Raw genomic sequence first — 14,007 nt, 5'->3', positions numbered from 1 at the left:
TTCAATGTTCACCCACCGCTTCCGTGATTTGCCCTCTCTGTTTGTTGCGAAGGGCTTCCTTTCATCATGGCATTTAGTATGAAAGTTGCGATGACGAAAATCAGACGGCATGCGCCGTTTTCGTCGTTTTTATGCAACAAATAAAGTATGCTGTGGCGATTGTTGTGGAGTGATGCATGGACTACTTTCCGATTTTTCTCAAGCTGCAGGATGCCGACTGCCTGGTGGTCGGCGGCGGAGACGTTGCCCTGCGCAAGGTACGCCTGCTGAAGGCAGCCGGTGCGCGCCTGACCGTGGTTGCTCCCGAAGTGACTGAAGAGCTGGCCATGATGGCACAGCGTGGCGAACTGCAGTGGCGGGCGGGTTTGTTTACCGATGACATGGTCAGCGGCATGCGGCTGGTGATTGCCGCCACCGACCAGCGCGTGGTCAACCAACAGGTTTCACAGGTGGCGCAGCAGCACAATATCCCGGTCAATGTGGTGGACGACCCGGAAATCTCCACCTATATCACCCCGGCCATCATCGACCGCTCGCCGCTGGTGATTGCAGTTTCCTCCGGTGGCAGCGTTCCGGTACTGGCGCGCTTGGTCCGTGCCCGGCTGGAAAGCATCATTCCGGCCGGTTTTGGCCTGCTGGCAGCATTTTCTGCCCGTTTCCGCGAGCGGGTGAAAGCCCGCTTTGCCGATGTCGAAGCACGCCGCACCTTCTGGGAATCAGTATTGGAAGGACCGGTTGCCGAAGCGGTGATGAACGGTCGCGAGGCGGTTGCCTGCGAGGAAATGGAAAAGCGCCTGGCCAGCGCCGAAGACAGTCCCAGCGGGGCGGTGTATCTGGTGGGTGCCGGCCCGGGCAATCCTGATCTGCTGACTTTCCGTGCCTTGCGCCTGATGCAGCAGGCCGACGTGGTGCTGCATGACAAACTGGTGGCTCCGGAGCTGCTGGAACTGGTGCGGCGCGATGCCGAGCGTATTTATGTGGGCAAGGCGCGTGCCAATCACACCCTGCCGCAAGAGGACATCAACCAGTTGATGGTGCGCCTGGCAAAGTCGGGCAAACGGGTGTTGCGGCTGAAGGGCGGTGATCCCTTCACCTTTGGCCGCGGCGGCGAGGAAATCGAAACCCTGGCCGAGCACAATATTCCCTTTGAAGTCGTACCGGGCATTACCTCTGCAAATGGCGCTGCCAGCTATGCCGGTATACCCTTGACCCACCGCGATCATGCCCAGTCGGTGACATTTGTCACCGGCCACAAGAAAGACGGCAGCATCGATCTGGACTGGCCAGCGCTGACCCGTCCAGACCAGACCGTGGTGGTTTACATGGGCCTGACCATGGCCGCCGAGTTGTGTGCTGCCTTCATCGCTCATGGCAAACCGGCTGATACCCCGGCTGCCGTGATCGAATGGGCAACCACTCCGCGCCAGCGCACGCTGAGCGGAACGCTGCAGACACTGCCGACGCTGATATCGTCCTATGGCGTTGCCTCGCCTGCGCTTATCATAGTGGGCAGTGTTGTTTCGCTGGCAGACAAGCTGGCCTGGTTCCGGCGGGTGGAAAACGGGCCTGCTACAATGCCGGATTTGCAGCAGAAATGAAGCACGGTTCGCCGCAGCGCACCGTGTGCCGATAATCGTTACGGACAAGAAGACGCAGGCATGGTTGGTGTACTAGTCATATCTCATGGCAATCTGGGTGCCTGTCTACTCGACTGCGCCCGGCACGTATTAGGACGGGATCCGGACAATATCGCCACGCTGGCGGTAGAGAAAACCGAGGACCCGGATCAGAAACTGGTCGAAGCCGCAGCGCTGGTGGCCCGTCTGGAACAGGGCGAAGGCGTGGTGGTGTTGACTGATATGTATGGCGGCACGCCATCCAATATTGCCAGCCGGCTGATTGATCCAGGCAAGGTGGAAGCCGTTGCCGGGGTCAGTCTGCCCATGCTGGTGCGTGCGCTCAGTTACAGCAGCCAGCCGCTGGAAATCGTGGTCAGCAAGGCCATTACCGGCGGGCTGGAGGGCGTACTTTATATTCTTCCAGGGGACGGTAATGCTGCGCGTTGAAATACAAATTATTAATAAACTTGGCCTGCATGCTCGCGCTTCGAGTAAATTCACCCAGCTGGCCAGCCGCTTCAAGAGCGATGTGGGCATTGCCCGCAATGGCCGCCGGGTAAACGGCAAGAGCATCATGGGCGTGATGATGCTGGCAGCGGCCAAGGGTTCCACCGTCGAGCTGGACGTGGATGGCCCGGATGAACAGGAAGCGCTGGACGCGCTGGTGGCATTGATCAACAACAGGTTTGACGAGGCTGAATGAATCAGCCCGCTTGAGGAGGGGATGGGACGATGAATATCACCCTGCATGGTGTAGCCATTGGTGGCGGCATCGCCATTGGCCGGGCCCATCTTATCTCCCGCAGTATGGACGATGTGGCGCACTACGGCCTGGAAGATGCAGAAATCCCGGCGGAGATGGCGCGCTTTGATGAGGCAGTGCGCGCCACCCGCAAGGAGCTGGAAATGCTGTGGGGCAGCATTCCGGAAAATGCGCCGGCCGAGCTGGGTGCCTTCCTGTCGCTGCACATCATGCTGCTGGGGGATATCACCATCTCGCGCGAGCCGCGTGAAATCATCGAAAAACAGCGCTGCAACGCCGAATGGGCATTGAAGCTGCAATGTGACCTGCTGGTGGAGCAGTTTGACGCCATCGAGGAAGACTACCTGCGCGAACGCAAGAACGACGTGCTGCAGGTGGTGGAGCGCATTTTCAAGAACCTGGATGGCCACGCCCCGCAATTGCCCGCGCCTGGCGATTTGCTGGACGATACCATTCTGGTGGCGCACGACCTGTCGCCGGCCGACATGGTGTATTTCAAGGATTCCAATTTTGCCGCCTTCGTCACCGATGTAGGCGGAGCCACCTCGCACACCGCTATTCTGGGACGCAGCCTCGACCTGCCCTCCGTCATCGCCCTGCACCATGCGCGTGAGCTGATCCGCGAGGAAGAGCAGATCATTGTCGATGGCCAGCAAGGCGTGCTGATCATCAACCCGGACGAACTGGTGCTGAGCGAATACCGCCGCCGCCAGCGTGCCTGGCGTGATGCCAAGCGCAAGCTGTCCTCCATCCGTAAGTCCGATGCCAAAACCAAAGATGGCACGGTGATCGAACTGCTGGCCAATATCGAGCTGCCGCAGGATGTGGAGGTGGTGAAGGGCTCCGGTGCCGCTGGTGTGGGCTTGTTCCGCAGCGAATTCCTGTTCCTGGGCCGGGATACCCTGCCCACCGAAAACGAGCAGTTCGAGGCCTACCGCAAGGTGGCCGAAGACATGAAAGGCCTGCCGGTCACCATCCGCACCATGGACCTGGGGGCCGACAAGAATCCCAAGTGGCTGAATCACGACGTGGCGGATAACCCGGCACTGGGCCTTACCGGCATCCGCCTGTGTCTGGCCGAACCGCTGATGTTCCGTGCCCAGTTACGGGCGCTGTTGCGTGCCTCACACTACGGCAAGGTGAAAATCCTGTTCCCCATGCTCAATTCGCTGGGCGAACTCAAACAGTCGATTGCCCAACTGGATTACGCCAAGCAGGAATTGCATGAAGAAGGTCTGCCATTCGATGAAAAGGTGGAAGTGGGCGCGATGATTGAAATCCCGTCCGCCGCGCTGGTGGTGGGCAGTTTCATCAAATATGTCGACTTCCTGTCCATCGGCACCAACGACCTGATCCAGTACACCCTGGCCATCGACCGTAACGACGATTCGGTCAGCCATCTGTACGACCCGGTACATCCGGCGGTGCTCAAGCTCATCCTGCATACCATCCGCACCGGCATCAAGGGTGGGGTGCCGGTATCGGTGTGCGGCGAGATGGCGGGCGACCCGCGCCTTACCCGGCTGCTGCTGGGCATGGGCTTGCGCAAGTTCTCCATGCACCCGGCCAGCCTGTTGGCGGTGAAGCGCATGGTACTCAATACCCACCTGGACGATATCGCCCCCATCGCAGGGCGCATGCTTCGATCCGAAGACCCTGATAAAATCGCCGATCTTTTGCAACTGCTGAATACCGAGCCGGATGCCTGATCCGGCTTTTATTTTTGGCCGCATTGCTGCCTGATCTGCTGTTCAGTGTGAATGGAAGCCCTATCCCGGATGAAACGTCTTGCCATTGTTCGTCAAAAATATAACCCCGCTGGCGGTGCCGAGCGTTTCATCAGCCGTGCCCTGCATGCGCTGACCCAGCAGCATGCGTTAAGCGTTTCCCTCATTGCGCGCAATTGGGAAAAACTGGAGGGCATTGCCGAATGTCGGGTCAACCCTTTCTATTTGGGTAACCTGTGGCGTGACTGGGGCTTCGCGTGGTCAGCGCGGCGGCGTTGGCAGCAGGAAGGTTTTGATTTAGTGCAGTCGCATGAGCGCATTCCAGGCTGCCACATCTTCCGGGCCGGCGATGGCGTACATCGGCATTGGCTGCAACTGCGTCGTCGGCATTTGGGCTGGTTTGGGCGCTTGTCGCTACTGCTCAATCCGTATCACCACTATGTTCAATATGCTGAAAAAGCCATGTTTCAGCACCCAGATTTACGTTTGGTGGTGTGTAACTCGCACATGGTGAAACAAGAAGTACAACACTATTTCGGCTTGCCCGATCAGCGTTTCGCCGTCGTTTATAATGGCGTCGACACAGCGCAGTTTCATCCGCAATTGCAGCAGCAATATCGTGCCATCATGAGAGCACAGTATGACATTCCGGCGGCTTCGCCTGTCATGTTGTATGTTGGCTCCGGTTTTGAGCGTAAAGGCGTGGCTAGAGCATTACAGGTGCTGCAGCAATTCCCCGATATTTATCTGGTTGTGGTTGGTGGTGATAAGCATGCCGCTCGTTATCACGTTCTGGCCGAACGCCTGGGGATGCAGAGACGAGTGCGTTTTACCGGGGCACAGCGAGAAGTAAAGCCATTTTATGGGATGGCGGATGCCTTTATATTACCGACACTGTATGATCCCTTCCCCAATGTGTGTGTTGAAGCAATGGCCGCAGGGCTTCCGGTATTTACCACAACCACCTGTGGCAGTGCCGAACTGCTGACTAATGGGCGTAATGGCTGGGTCGCTGCTGTGGATGATCAGCAGGGGTGGCATGATGGAGTGGCATATTGGCTTCAACATCAACAGGACTGGGCTTCCTGGTGCCAGCAGGCTCGTCAGGCAGTGGAGGGGCTGACCCTGCCCGCCATGACCGATGTTATGTTGCAAAAATATGAAAAACTCCTTGCCGTGCATACGTCTTGAACCGTGCCTGATTGCCTTGTCGCAAGGCGCAAGCGAATGATTTTCTTACCGCATGAGTGAAATGCTAAAAGACTCCATCGATCTGACCCAGGTACGACGCGTCTTGGTCATCAAATTGCGTCACCATGGGGATGTGCTGCTGACGTCTCCGGTTTTTTCCGTGCTCAAACAGCAGGCCCCGCAGTTGGAGGTCGATGCCTTGGTGTACCGCGATACCCAGGAAATGCTCAGCCTGCATCCGGCCATCAGCCAACTGCACACCATAGATCGCAACTGGAAAAAACTGGGTCCCATCGGCCAACTCAAGGCAGAGTTGCATTTGCTGTCTGCCTTACGCCAGCGTCGCTACGATCTGGTGATCACCCTGACCGAACACAAGCGCGGGGCATGGCTGACGCGTCTGCTGTCGCCACGCTGGTCGGTAGGGCCGGATGGCCGCTACGGCAAACTGTTTCGCAACAGCTTTACTCACCGCTATCTGCAAGTGCCGGGCAACCGCCGCCATACTATTGAAATCCATCTGGATGCTTTGCGGCGTATCGGGGTCTATCCGGCTGAAAATCAGCGACAACTGACGCTGGTGGCCGGCCACAATGCCGAAGCCACGCTGGCCGCCAAACTGGAACAGCAGGGCTTGCAGGCCGGGCAGTACATTCTGGTACACCCTACCTCGCGCTGGTTGTTCAAGAGCTGGACGGTGGAAAACATGGCTGCGCTGATCAACACCCTGCAGCAGCGTGGCCAGCGTGTACTGCTGACCGCTGCGCCCAGCCCGGATGAAATGGCCATGCTGGCCGACATCCAGTCGCGGCTGACGCAGCCGGCTGCCAGCCTGGCCGGTCAGTTGACCCTGAAGGAACTCGCAGCCGCCATCGACAACGCCCGTCTGTACATCGGCGTGGATTCGGTGCCCATGCACATTGCCTCGGCGATGAAAACGCCCTGTGTGGCCTTGTTTGGCCCGTCTGGTGACATCGAATGGGGGCCGTGGCAGGTACCGCACCGGGTGGTGGCAGCCAAGATGTCCTGCCGTCCGTGTGGTAATGCGGGTTGTGGTGGCGGTTGGCTGAGTGAGTGTTTACAGCAAATTAGGCTGGAGGAGGTGATTGCTGCAGTTGATGGCGTCCTGGAGGAGTCTGTATGAAAAAGCAGCGACGACTGCCCGGACGCTTGCTGATTTTTGCCGCGCTGATGTGCCGTTTACCTTGGCAGTGGTTGCGGCGGCGTCCCTCCGAGCAAACTGTGCAGCGAATTTTGGTCCTGCATCAGTTCCTGTTGGGTGACGCCTTAATGGCTACCAGCCTGCTGGCCAAATTGCGAGAGCGTTATCCCGTGGCAGAGATTACACTGGCCTGCCCGCCGGGGCAGGTTGGGCTATATCAGAGTCGGCCTTACGGCATTACTGCAGTCGGCTGGCATCCACGGGACTTTGCCTCTGTACGCAAGTTATTCGCGATGCCACGCTTCGATCTGGTCTTTCTCAGTGGAGAGAACCGTTTGTCCTTTCTGGCGCGTGCCATTGGCGCACGCTGGATCATTGGCTTTGCTGCCGAGGCACCAGCATATAAAAACTGGTTGGTTGATGAGGCGGTGGCGTATAGCGATCAGCCTGAGTCATGGACAGACACAGCAGCAAGGTTGGTTGCTGGACCTGAACCCAAAGCATTTGATTTGGCAGATTGGCCAGTTGAAGTGATCAACCCGGTGTCCATTGCTCAACCCTATGTCGTGCTTCATGTGGGTGCCAGTTCGGCTACCCGGTATTGGCCAACTACCAATTGGCAAGACCTAGCTGCTGGTTTGCGTATGCAGGGGCGCTGTATTGTGTGGTCCTGTGGTCCAGGAGAAGAGCAGCTGATTGGTGCGATTGATCCCCCGGCTCAGGACATTGTGATGGCCGGTTGTCTCAACTTGGTTCAATTACGAGCTCTTTTACATGGAGCGCAAGCCTGCATCTGCCCCGATACCGGCGTTGCCCATCTAGCCAAGACGGCAGGTGTTCCATTGTTGATGCTATTTGGCCCTGGCAGTGAAATCTTGTTTGGTCGCAGCAATTTCTTTTCCGCCATTCCTTGTGTGGGTGTAGGTGCAGCATGGTTTCCTTGCCGTATTCAGCGTGATATGCATCATCGCCAAGTATCATGGGCCCTGCGCTGTCACCGTACTGTGGGTGATAAGCCAGACCAGTGCCATAAGCCACAGTGTATGGCAGCCGTGCAGCCATCTATGGTGTTGCAAGCGTTAGTTCAGTTACTGCCTTAAGAGAATTAATTTAATGAACAAGATATTCGACTCAATGGGTACTGTACGGCGTGTTCCACTGTATCTGGAACTTATCCTTGTTATGGTGGCGGCCTCATTGATGTTTGTATGGTCAATGCCGAACCTCACAGGATTGCGTAATAGCCTTTTGGTTTTTGATTTTCTTATTTGCGTGCCATTGGCATGGCCTGTTTTGTGTAATAGGGGATGGCGTCGATTTTTCCCAGTTTTACCTTTGAAAATATATTGCGTACTCACGTTGTGGATTGTTTTGTGTGCTTTTTTATTTTCTGATAATCGTGTTGTGAGCTTTCATGAGATATGGGGGCAATGGATACGTAGTGCACTAGCTGGTGCTATGGGTTTTCTGTTGGCCTCCTTGTCGGCTAGTCGCCGCCTGCGTCTTTCCCCCTCATCAGTATTGACGGTGCTTATGTTGGCGATTTTTTCACAAGTTATGCTCCATGATGTAGATATGTTATACCAGTGGATAACTGTGGGGAGAATTCCATTTGGGGAAACAAAAATTCTGGAAAGCAGGACTGTTCTGACCTATGTTGTTAATTTGTTACTGGCATTTTCAGCAGCAGAGTTGATGGGTCGAGTTTTATTCAAGCGGCGCTATATGCTTTTTTCTGATATTTTCTTTGTATTTGTAGGGCTTGTTTGTATTTTTGCTTCCTACACTTTGCAAACCAGGAATGGCATGATCGGTACCTTGGCATTGCTAGTTTCCTGCTCCTTACTCTTCTGGTTTGTTAAGCGAAAAACTACTAATAATATACTGGTTGCAGGTCTGGTCTTGTTGGTTTTGTCAGGTGTCGTCACTTTAGGTTGGTTCTCTTATAAATCTGACCCTCGCTGGGGATCGCTACTAGAAACAGTTCCAATTGCTTGGGATACACAGGGACATCAGGAGTGGATTCATCGTCAGTATCCCTTGCTCGCAGACGGGAGCCCCGTTAGTGGGTCGAATTATGAGCGTATTGCTTGGGCAAAAGAGGCCCTGCTACAAATCGCACGTGAGCCCATTGGCGTAGGTTATAATCGAAGCGCATTCGGATTGGCACTGAAAAAAATCCACCCAGATTTGGTTGATACAGCGCATTCTCATAGTGGAATATTAGATTTTACCATTGCAAACGGTATTCCTGGTTTAATTATTTTTATTGCTCTGTTGTGGGTTTGTTTTCGGCAGGGTTTGTTGGCTTTTTTTAAAAATCATTCCCCGCAAGGATTGCTATTGGCGTTTGTTGTGACTGGTTTTTTTGGTCGTAGCTTGGTGGATAGTAATATCCGCGATCATATGCTGGAGCAGTTTATGTTTTTGCTTTGCGTAATGCTTGTTTTTTCTCTGGAAAGGGACTCGATTGAATCCTGAAAAAATTCTGGTCATCCGTCGGGATAATATTGGTGATTTGGTTTGTACAACACCATTGATTCATGCTTTGAGGAAGCGCTTTCCAGAAGCTAGACTGGATTTGCTGGTAAATAGCTATAATGCCCCGCTTCTTGTTGGCCATCCAGATGTCGATAACCTTTATGTTTATACCAAGGCGAAACATCGTGAAAAAGGTGAAAGCGTATTGGAGGTTTACTGGAAACGCTTACTATTACTACTGAGGATGCGTAGTACCCATTATGATGTTGCCGTGCTTGCGAACGGGGGATGCATGCCCAGGCCATTGCGTTGGGCTAGACAGATTGGTGCCCGCTATATCCTTGGCTTTAGCGAACCGGGAAATCCGCTTTCCAGCCAGATCAATTTACCTGTGTCCAGTCCCGCACAAGTCATGCATGAGGCTGAGATGCTGATGACACTGATGCAGCCGTTGACGGGAGAGGTTGTACCAACGCCCCCCCTTTCTCTGGTAGCAGATGCAGATCTGACCGAAGCATTACGTGGGAAATTGGTAGATATTGCTGGAAAAAAACTGATTGGCTTGCATATCAGTGCGCGCAAACCTAGTCAGCAGTGGCCGGCTCAACGTTTCATTGAGTTGGCACACGCCATTGCCAAAGATAGTGCTGTTCATCTTATGCTATTTTGGTCACCAGGTAGTGCAGATAATCCTTTTCATCCTGGAGATGATGAAAAAGCAGCCATGATTTTGGAAGGCTGTGCTGGTTTGCCGCTTACTCCGTTGCCTACTCATCAACTGGATGAATTGATGAGTGGTTTGTCATTACTAGATGTTCTGATCTGCAGTGATGGTGGTGCCATGCATGTAGCTGCTGGCCTGGGTAAGCCTATTGTCTGCATGTTCGGTGATAGCGATGTAGCCAAATGGCACCCATGGGGTGTGCCATACAAAGCGTTGCAGCCCGTGAGCAGAAATGTTGTCGATCTATCGGTCATAGACCTGCTCTCTGCTTATCGGCAATTGATGGAGCAGGATGCCGACCAAGTGTCTACGGAAATTTCTGCATGAATAAAAATGGCAGCGAGAATCTTGGCTGGGTAACTTATCGTCGTCTGATTCGTTATATCTGGCAGTACTGGAAGGTCTTCGCCCTGTCGCTGGTCTCCATGACCATTGCCGCTTTGACCGAACCGGCGTTTGCCCGGTTGATGAAGCCGCTGATCGACGGTGGTTTTGTCAACAAGGACCCCCAAGCCATTGTCTGGGTGCCGATGGCCATCGTCGGGGTATTCCTGGTGCGTGGCATCACCAGTTTCATCAACGAATACACCTCCAGTTGGCTGGCCGGACATCTGGTTCAGACCCTGCGGCAGCAGATGTTTGCCAGAATGCTGCGTCTGCCGGTGCAGTACTATGCCGATAATCAGTCTGGCCGCCTGGTATCGCGGATCTCCTTTGATGTGAACCAGGTGACCGAAGCCGGTTTCAACGTGATTACCGTGACGGTAAAGGATGGAGTGACCGCGATCAGCCTGTTGGCCTGGCTGCTGTATATCGACTGGCAACTGACCCTGATTTGCCTGGTGGTGATGCCGGTGGTGACTGTGTGCATGCGTATGGTGGCCAGGCGTCTGCGCGGTCTGGCACTCGAGAACCAGCAGCACATGGCCGATCTCACCCAGATTCTGGGCGAAGGCGTGGATTGCCAGAAAGTGATCAAGGTTTACGGCGGCGAGCCGTATGAGGAAGCCCGTTTCAATACGGCGGCCCAGGCCATCCGCCGCAATGGGGTAAAACAGAGTGCTGCCAGTTCGGCCAATACCGGGGTAACCCAGCTGATGATTGCCTGCGCGCTGGCGGCAATTCTGTATTTTGCGGCCATGCGGGCACAGCACGGTGCATTCACCGCCGGTGATTTCATGTCTTTCCTGACCGCGATGATGTTGCTGTTTGCGCCGGTCAAGCGCATTACCGGCATTTCCCAGGCCATGCAGCGTGGCCTGGCGGCTGCGGAAAGCGTATTCAATTTCCTGGATGAGCCGGGCGAACCGGATCATGGCACGCAACGCCTGCCTGCAACGCGCGGTCAGTTGCGCTTTGAGGACGTCAGCTTCCGCTACCCCAATGCCGAGCGCGTGGTATTGCAGCAGGTAAGCCTGGAGGTGAATTCCGGCGAGACCGTGGCGTTGGTGGGGTCTTCCGGCAGTGGTAAAACCACGCTGGTCAGCCTGATCCCTCGTTTTTACGAACCGTTGTCAGGGCGTATCACGCTGGATGGCATACCACTGGACGATATCGTACTGGCTGATTTGCGCCAGCATATCGCCATGGTGAGTCAGGATGTCGTGCTGTTCAATGATACCGTGGCCGCCAATATTGCCTATGGGGCCGGCCCGCAGATCAGTCGCGCACAGATTATCGAGGCGGCGCGCGCGGCCAATGCGCTGGAGTTCATCGAGGCCATGCCCGACGGGCTGGACACCCAGATCGGCGAAAATGGTGTCCGCCTGTCTGGTGGCCAGCGCCAGCGGCTGGCCATTGCCCGCGCACTGTTGAAGAACGCACCGCTGCTGATTCTGGATGAGGCGACGTCGGCACTGGATACCCAATCCGAGCGCCTGGTTCAGGCTGCGCTGGAAAACCTGATGAAGAACCGTACCACCATCGTGATTGCCCATCGGCTGTCCACCATCGAGAATGCGGATCGCATCATCGTGATGCATCAGGGCAGGGTGGCGGAGCAGGGCAGCCATCAACAACTGATGCAACTGGATGGCTTGTATGCCCGCCTGCACAGTCTGCAATTCCGTGAGCCGGAGGCCGATGCCGGCTGAGTATTACGGTCTGTTGGCCAAGTAAAACAGGCTGCCCGCGGGCAGCCTGTTTATGTCGGGAAGAAGCCTGGCCTCAGGCTTTGGCGGCAAACAGCGGATCTTGCGGTGCCAGCAGACGGCCATTTTCCTGAATGGTGCGCCATACCGGCTGGTCCTTGACCTGAGCCTGCACATCGCGCGCCAGACGGCAGTAGGCTTTGCAGTTACCTGCGGAGGAGTAGGCACGCAGCAGCGTCACCTTGATGGAAAGATTCTGTGGCTCGTCTTTCATTGCCTCTTTCAGTACCCGCACTGCATCGCTGCTGCGACCGTAAGCCAGAAACACCTCGGCCTCGCCCACCGGGTCGATCCCCCGGGCCCGTGGCTTCTTGTAGGTTGCCTTGCGCCACAACTGGCGGGAAATGTAGTAGCTACTCATCAGGCCGAAACTGGCCAGTAATGCGGTTATTGCATCCACCTTGGCTTCCCTCCGAGATTCTCTCTCTGCTTGAATTATGCAGTCGATTATTCGGGTAGCCGAACATCCCCGCAATCCGTAAAAATCCTTAATGGCACCGTGGTTTCAGGATTTGCGGGGCGGTGTGCTCAGTGCGGGATGGTGGCGTCGATATGCGGGCCGCTGAACAGGGTGTCGAGCAGAGCCGGTGGCAGACCGGGCTGGATGACTGCCTGGCCCAGTTGTTTGAGCAGGATAAAGCGGATGACGCCGCTTTCCACTTTCTTGTCATGGCCCATGTGACGCATCCATTCGTCCACCCCAAAGTCGGGGCTGCGCACCGGTAGTCCGGCAGCGTCTATCAGTGTCACCACCCGCTGTACATCCTCTGCCGACAGCCAGCCCAGTGCCTGGGACGCGGCAGCCGCCAGCACCATGCCAGCCCCTACGGCTTCACCGTGCAGCCAATGGCCATAACCGAGGCCGGCCTCAATCGCGTGGCCAAAGGTATGACCCAGGTTGAGCAAGGCACGTACGCCTTGTTCCTTTTCATCCTGGCCGACAATTTCTGCTTTCATTTCGCAGGAACGACGCACGGCGTATTGCAGGGCTGCGGGATCGCGTGCGCGCAGTTTGTCCATATTGGCTTCCAGCCAGGCCAGAAAGTCGGCATCGCCCAGCAGGCCATACTTGATGACCTCGGCAATGCCTGCCGACAGTTCCCGCTCGGGCAGGGTGGCCAGCAGGTCCATGTCGGCCAGTACCAGCTTGGGCTGGTAGAAAGCACCGATCATATTTTTGCCCAGCGGGTGGTTGATGGCGGTCTTGCCGCCTACCGAGGAGTCCACTTGTGCCAGCAAGGTGGTGGGAATCTGGATGAAGGGGGCGCCGCGCTGGTAACAGGCGGCAGCAAAGCCGGTCATGTCGCCGATGACGCCGCCACCTAGTGCAATCAGCGTGGTCTTGCGCTCGGCATTGGCACCCAGCAGGGCGTCGAAGATCAGATTCAGCGTCTGCCAGTTCTTGTGTGCCTCGCCATCGGGCAGGATGACCGGAATGCAATGCACGCCGTGGCTTTCCAATTGTCTGGTCAGGCGCTCCAGGTAGAGCGGGGCAACAACGTCGTTGGTGACGATGGCAACCTGGGGGATGGGCAGGTGCGGCAGGATCAGTTCAACCTGATCAAGCAGTCCGTGGCCAATGTGAATGGGGTAGCGGGTATCCGGCAGGGTCAGGTCTAGCGTAATCATGCGTCAGGTCTTGGCTGGAATGTTATGCAGCTGGTCGAGCAGGCGGCTGACCAGCAGGTTGACGTTCTGTTGCGAGGTATCAACCACGATGTCGGCGACTTCGCGGTACAGGGGGTCGCGCTGCTCGAGCAGGCTTTGCAGTTTGGCACGCGGGTCGGCGGTTTGCAGCAGTGGGCGGTTCTTGTCGTGCATGGTACGCGCCAGCAGGTCGTCAATGGAGGCGCGCAGGTAGATCACCACGCCGTGTCTTGACAGCTCGGCCCGGTTTTCCGGACGCAGTACTGCACCACCACCGGTGGCGAGCACGATATTGTTCATTTTTGCCAGATCGGCAATCACGCTGCTTTCGCGGTCACGAAAGCGCAGTTCGCCTTCTATCTCGAAAATGGTGGCAACGCGAACGCCAGTGCGCGCCTCGATTTCATGATCCGAGTCGTAGAAGGTCTTGCCGGTCTTGCGTGCCAGTGCCCTGCCAACGGTGGTCTTGCCGGCACCCATCAGCCCGACAAGAAAAAAATTGCCTGCCATGTTCTCCATGGCAGGCATTGTAGCTGATGCTGA

Annotated in this window: 13 protein-coding genes; 10 read left to right on the top strand and 3 right to left on the bottom strand. The window is 56.0% G+C overall.

Features of this window, described 5'->3' with window-relative positions; genetic code table 11:
* Positions 1-176 precede the first annotated feature (176 nt).
* From cysG to msbA, 10 genes are read left to right on the top strand one after another with little or no spacing between them, the layout of a single operon-like run.
* Positions 177-1,598, top strand: coding sequence for a siroheme synthase CysG (cysG, locus tag DLM_RS17850; RefSeq protein WP_089083591.1), 1,422 nt, complete (start codon positions 177-179; stop codon positions 1,596-1,598).
* 60 nt (positions 1,599-1,658) lie between these two features.
* Positions 1,659-2,066: a PTS sugar transporter subunit IIA gene (locus DLM_RS17845; protein WP_089083590.1), complete on the top strand. Its 408-nt coding sequence runs from the start codon at positions 1,659-1,661 to the stop codon at positions 2,064-2,066.
* A complete protein-coding gene (locus tag DLM_RS17840) occupies positions 2,053-2,322 on the top strand; it encodes an HPr family phosphocarrier protein (RefSeq protein ID WP_089083589.1) in 270 nt (89 codons plus the stop codon). The genes DLM_RS17845 and DLM_RS17840 overlap by 14 nt, the downstream gene beginning before the upstream one ends.
* A 29-nt stretch (positions 2,323-2,351) precedes the next feature.
* Positions 2,352-4,091 carry a phosphoenolpyruvate--protein phosphotransferase gene (gene ptsP, locus DLM_RS17835; RefSeq protein WP_089083588.1) on the top strand — a complete coding sequence of 580 codons (1,740 nt, stop codon included), beginning with the start codon at positions 2,352-2,354 and terminating at the stop codon, positions 4,089-4,091.
* A gap of 51 nt (positions 4,092-4,142) precedes the next feature.
* Positions 4,143-5,300 carry a glycosyltransferase family 4 protein gene (locus DLM_RS17830; protein WP_231959890.1) on the top strand — a complete coding sequence of 386 codons (1,158 nt, stop codon included), beginning with the start codon at positions 4,143-4,145 and terminating at the stop codon, positions 5,298-5,300.
* Positions 5,301-5,352: 52 nt separating this feature from the next.
* Positions 5,353-6,444 (top strand): putative lipopolysaccharide heptosyltransferase III, encoded by a 1,092-nt coding sequence (rfaQ, locus tag DLM_RS17825; protein WP_231959889.1) that lies wholly within the window; start codon positions 5,353-5,355, stop codon positions 6,442-6,444.
* Positions 6,441-7,562, top strand: a complete 1,122-nt coding sequence (locus DLM_RS17820) for a glycosyltransferase family 9 protein (protein WP_089083586.1) — start codon at positions 6,441-6,443, stop codon at positions 7,560-7,562. The genes rfaQ and DLM_RS17820 overlap by 4 nt, the downstream gene beginning before the upstream one ends.
* Positions 7,563-7,575: 13 nt before the next feature.
* Complete coding sequence (locus DLM_RS17815; protein ID WP_089083585.1) at positions 7,576-8,943, top strand: O-antigen ligase family protein; 1,368 nt, start codon at positions 7,576-7,578, stop codon at positions 8,941-8,943.
* On the top strand, positions 8,933-9,994 hold the full coding sequence (locus tag DLM_RS17810) for a glycosyltransferase family 9 protein (protein WP_145985884.1): 1,062 nt from the start codon (positions 8,933-8,935) through the stop codon (positions 9,992-9,994). Before DLM_RS17815 ends, DLM_RS17810 begins: the two co-directional genes overlap by 11 nt.
* Complete coding sequence (msbA, locus tag DLM_RS17805) at positions 9,991-11,760, top strand: lipid A export permease/ATP-binding protein MsbA (RefSeq protein ID WP_089083583.1); 1,770 nt, start codon at positions 9,991-9,993, stop codon at positions 11,758-11,760. Before DLM_RS17810 ends, msbA begins: the two co-directional genes overlap by 4 nt.
* A gap of 73 nt (positions 11,761-11,833) precedes the next feature.
* Here msbA and DLM_RS17800 read toward each other — a convergent pair whose 3' ends face one another.
* The 3 genes from DLM_RS17800 to aroK all read right to left on the bottom strand — a co-directional run bounded on the left by DLM_RS17800 (position 11,834) and on the right by aroK (position 13,992).
* Complete coding sequence (locus tag DLM_RS17800) at positions 11,834-12,217, bottom strand: FimV family protein (RefSeq protein WP_231959888.1); 384 nt, start codon at positions 12,215-12,217, stop codon at positions 11,834-11,836.
* A 128-nt stretch (positions 12,218-12,345) separates the two neighbouring features.
* Positions 12,346-13,446, bottom strand: a complete 1,101-nt coding sequence (aroB, locus tag DLM_RS17795; protein WP_089083582.1) for a 3-dehydroquinate synthase — start codon at positions 13,444-13,446, stop codon at positions 12,346-12,348.
* Positions 13,447-13,449: 3 nt separating this feature from the next.
* Entirely contained in the window at positions 13,450-13,992 is a 543-nt protein-coding gene (aroK, locus tag DLM_RS17790; RefSeq protein ID WP_045847771.1) for a shikimate kinase AroK, read from the bottom strand.
* Between the last annotated feature and the right edge of the window lie 15 nt (positions 13,993-14,007).

The organism is Aquitalea magnusonii (assembly GCF_002217795.2).
Lineage (GTDB): Bacteria > Pseudomonadota > Gammaproteobacteria > Burkholderiales > Chromobacteriaceae > Aquitalea > Aquitalea magnusonii_B.
Note: the sequence above shows the minus strand (reverse complement) of the source record. Positions and strands in the feature narration are given on the sequence as shown.

What these genes read in the sequence shown, in the direction of transcription:
- cysG (WP_089083591.1), top strand. Translation starts at nt 177, where the DNA reads ATGGACTACTTTCCGATTTTTCTCAAGCTGCAGGATGCCGACTGCCTG.
- DLM_RS17845 (WP_089083590.1), top strand. Translation starts at nt 1,659, where the DNA reads ATGGTTGGTGTACTAGTCATATCTCATGGCAATCTGGGTGCCTGTCTA.
- DLM_RS17840 (WP_089083589.1), top strand. Translation starts at nt 2,053, where the DNA reads ATGCTGCGCGTTGAAATACAAATTATTAATAAACTTGGCCTGCATGCT.
- ptsP (WP_089083588.1), top strand. Translation starts at nt 2,352, where the DNA reads ATGAATATCACCCTGCATGGTGTAGCCATTGGTGGCGGCATCGCCATT.
- DLM_RS17830 (WP_231959890.1), top strand. Translation starts at nt 4,143, where the DNA reads ATGGAAGCCCTATCCCGGATGAAACGTCTTGCCATTGTTCGTCAAAAA.
- rfaQ (WP_231959889.1), top strand. Translation starts at nt 5,353, where the DNA reads ATGAGTGAAATGCTAAAAGACTCCATCGATCTGACCCAGGTACGACGC.
- DLM_RS17820 (WP_089083586.1), top strand. Translation starts at nt 6,441, where the DNA reads ATGAAAAAGCAGCGACGACTGCCCGGACGCTTGCTGATTTTTGCCGCG.
- DLM_RS17815 (WP_089083585.1), top strand. Translation starts at nt 7,576, where the DNA reads ATGAACAAGATATTCGACTCAATGGGTACTGTACGGCGTGTTCCACTG.
- msbA (WP_089083583.1), top strand. Translation starts at nt 9,991, where the DNA reads ATGAATAAAAATGGCAGCGAGAATCTTGGCTGGGTAACTTATCGTCGT.
- aroB (WP_089083582.1), bottom strand. Translation starts at nt 13,446, where the DNA reads ATGATTACGCTAGACCTGACCCTGCCGGATACCCGCTACCCCATTCAC.
- aroK (WP_045847771.1), bottom strand. Translation starts at nt 13,992, where the DNA reads ATGCCTGCCATGGAGAACATGGCAGGCAATTTTTTTCTTGTCGGGCTG.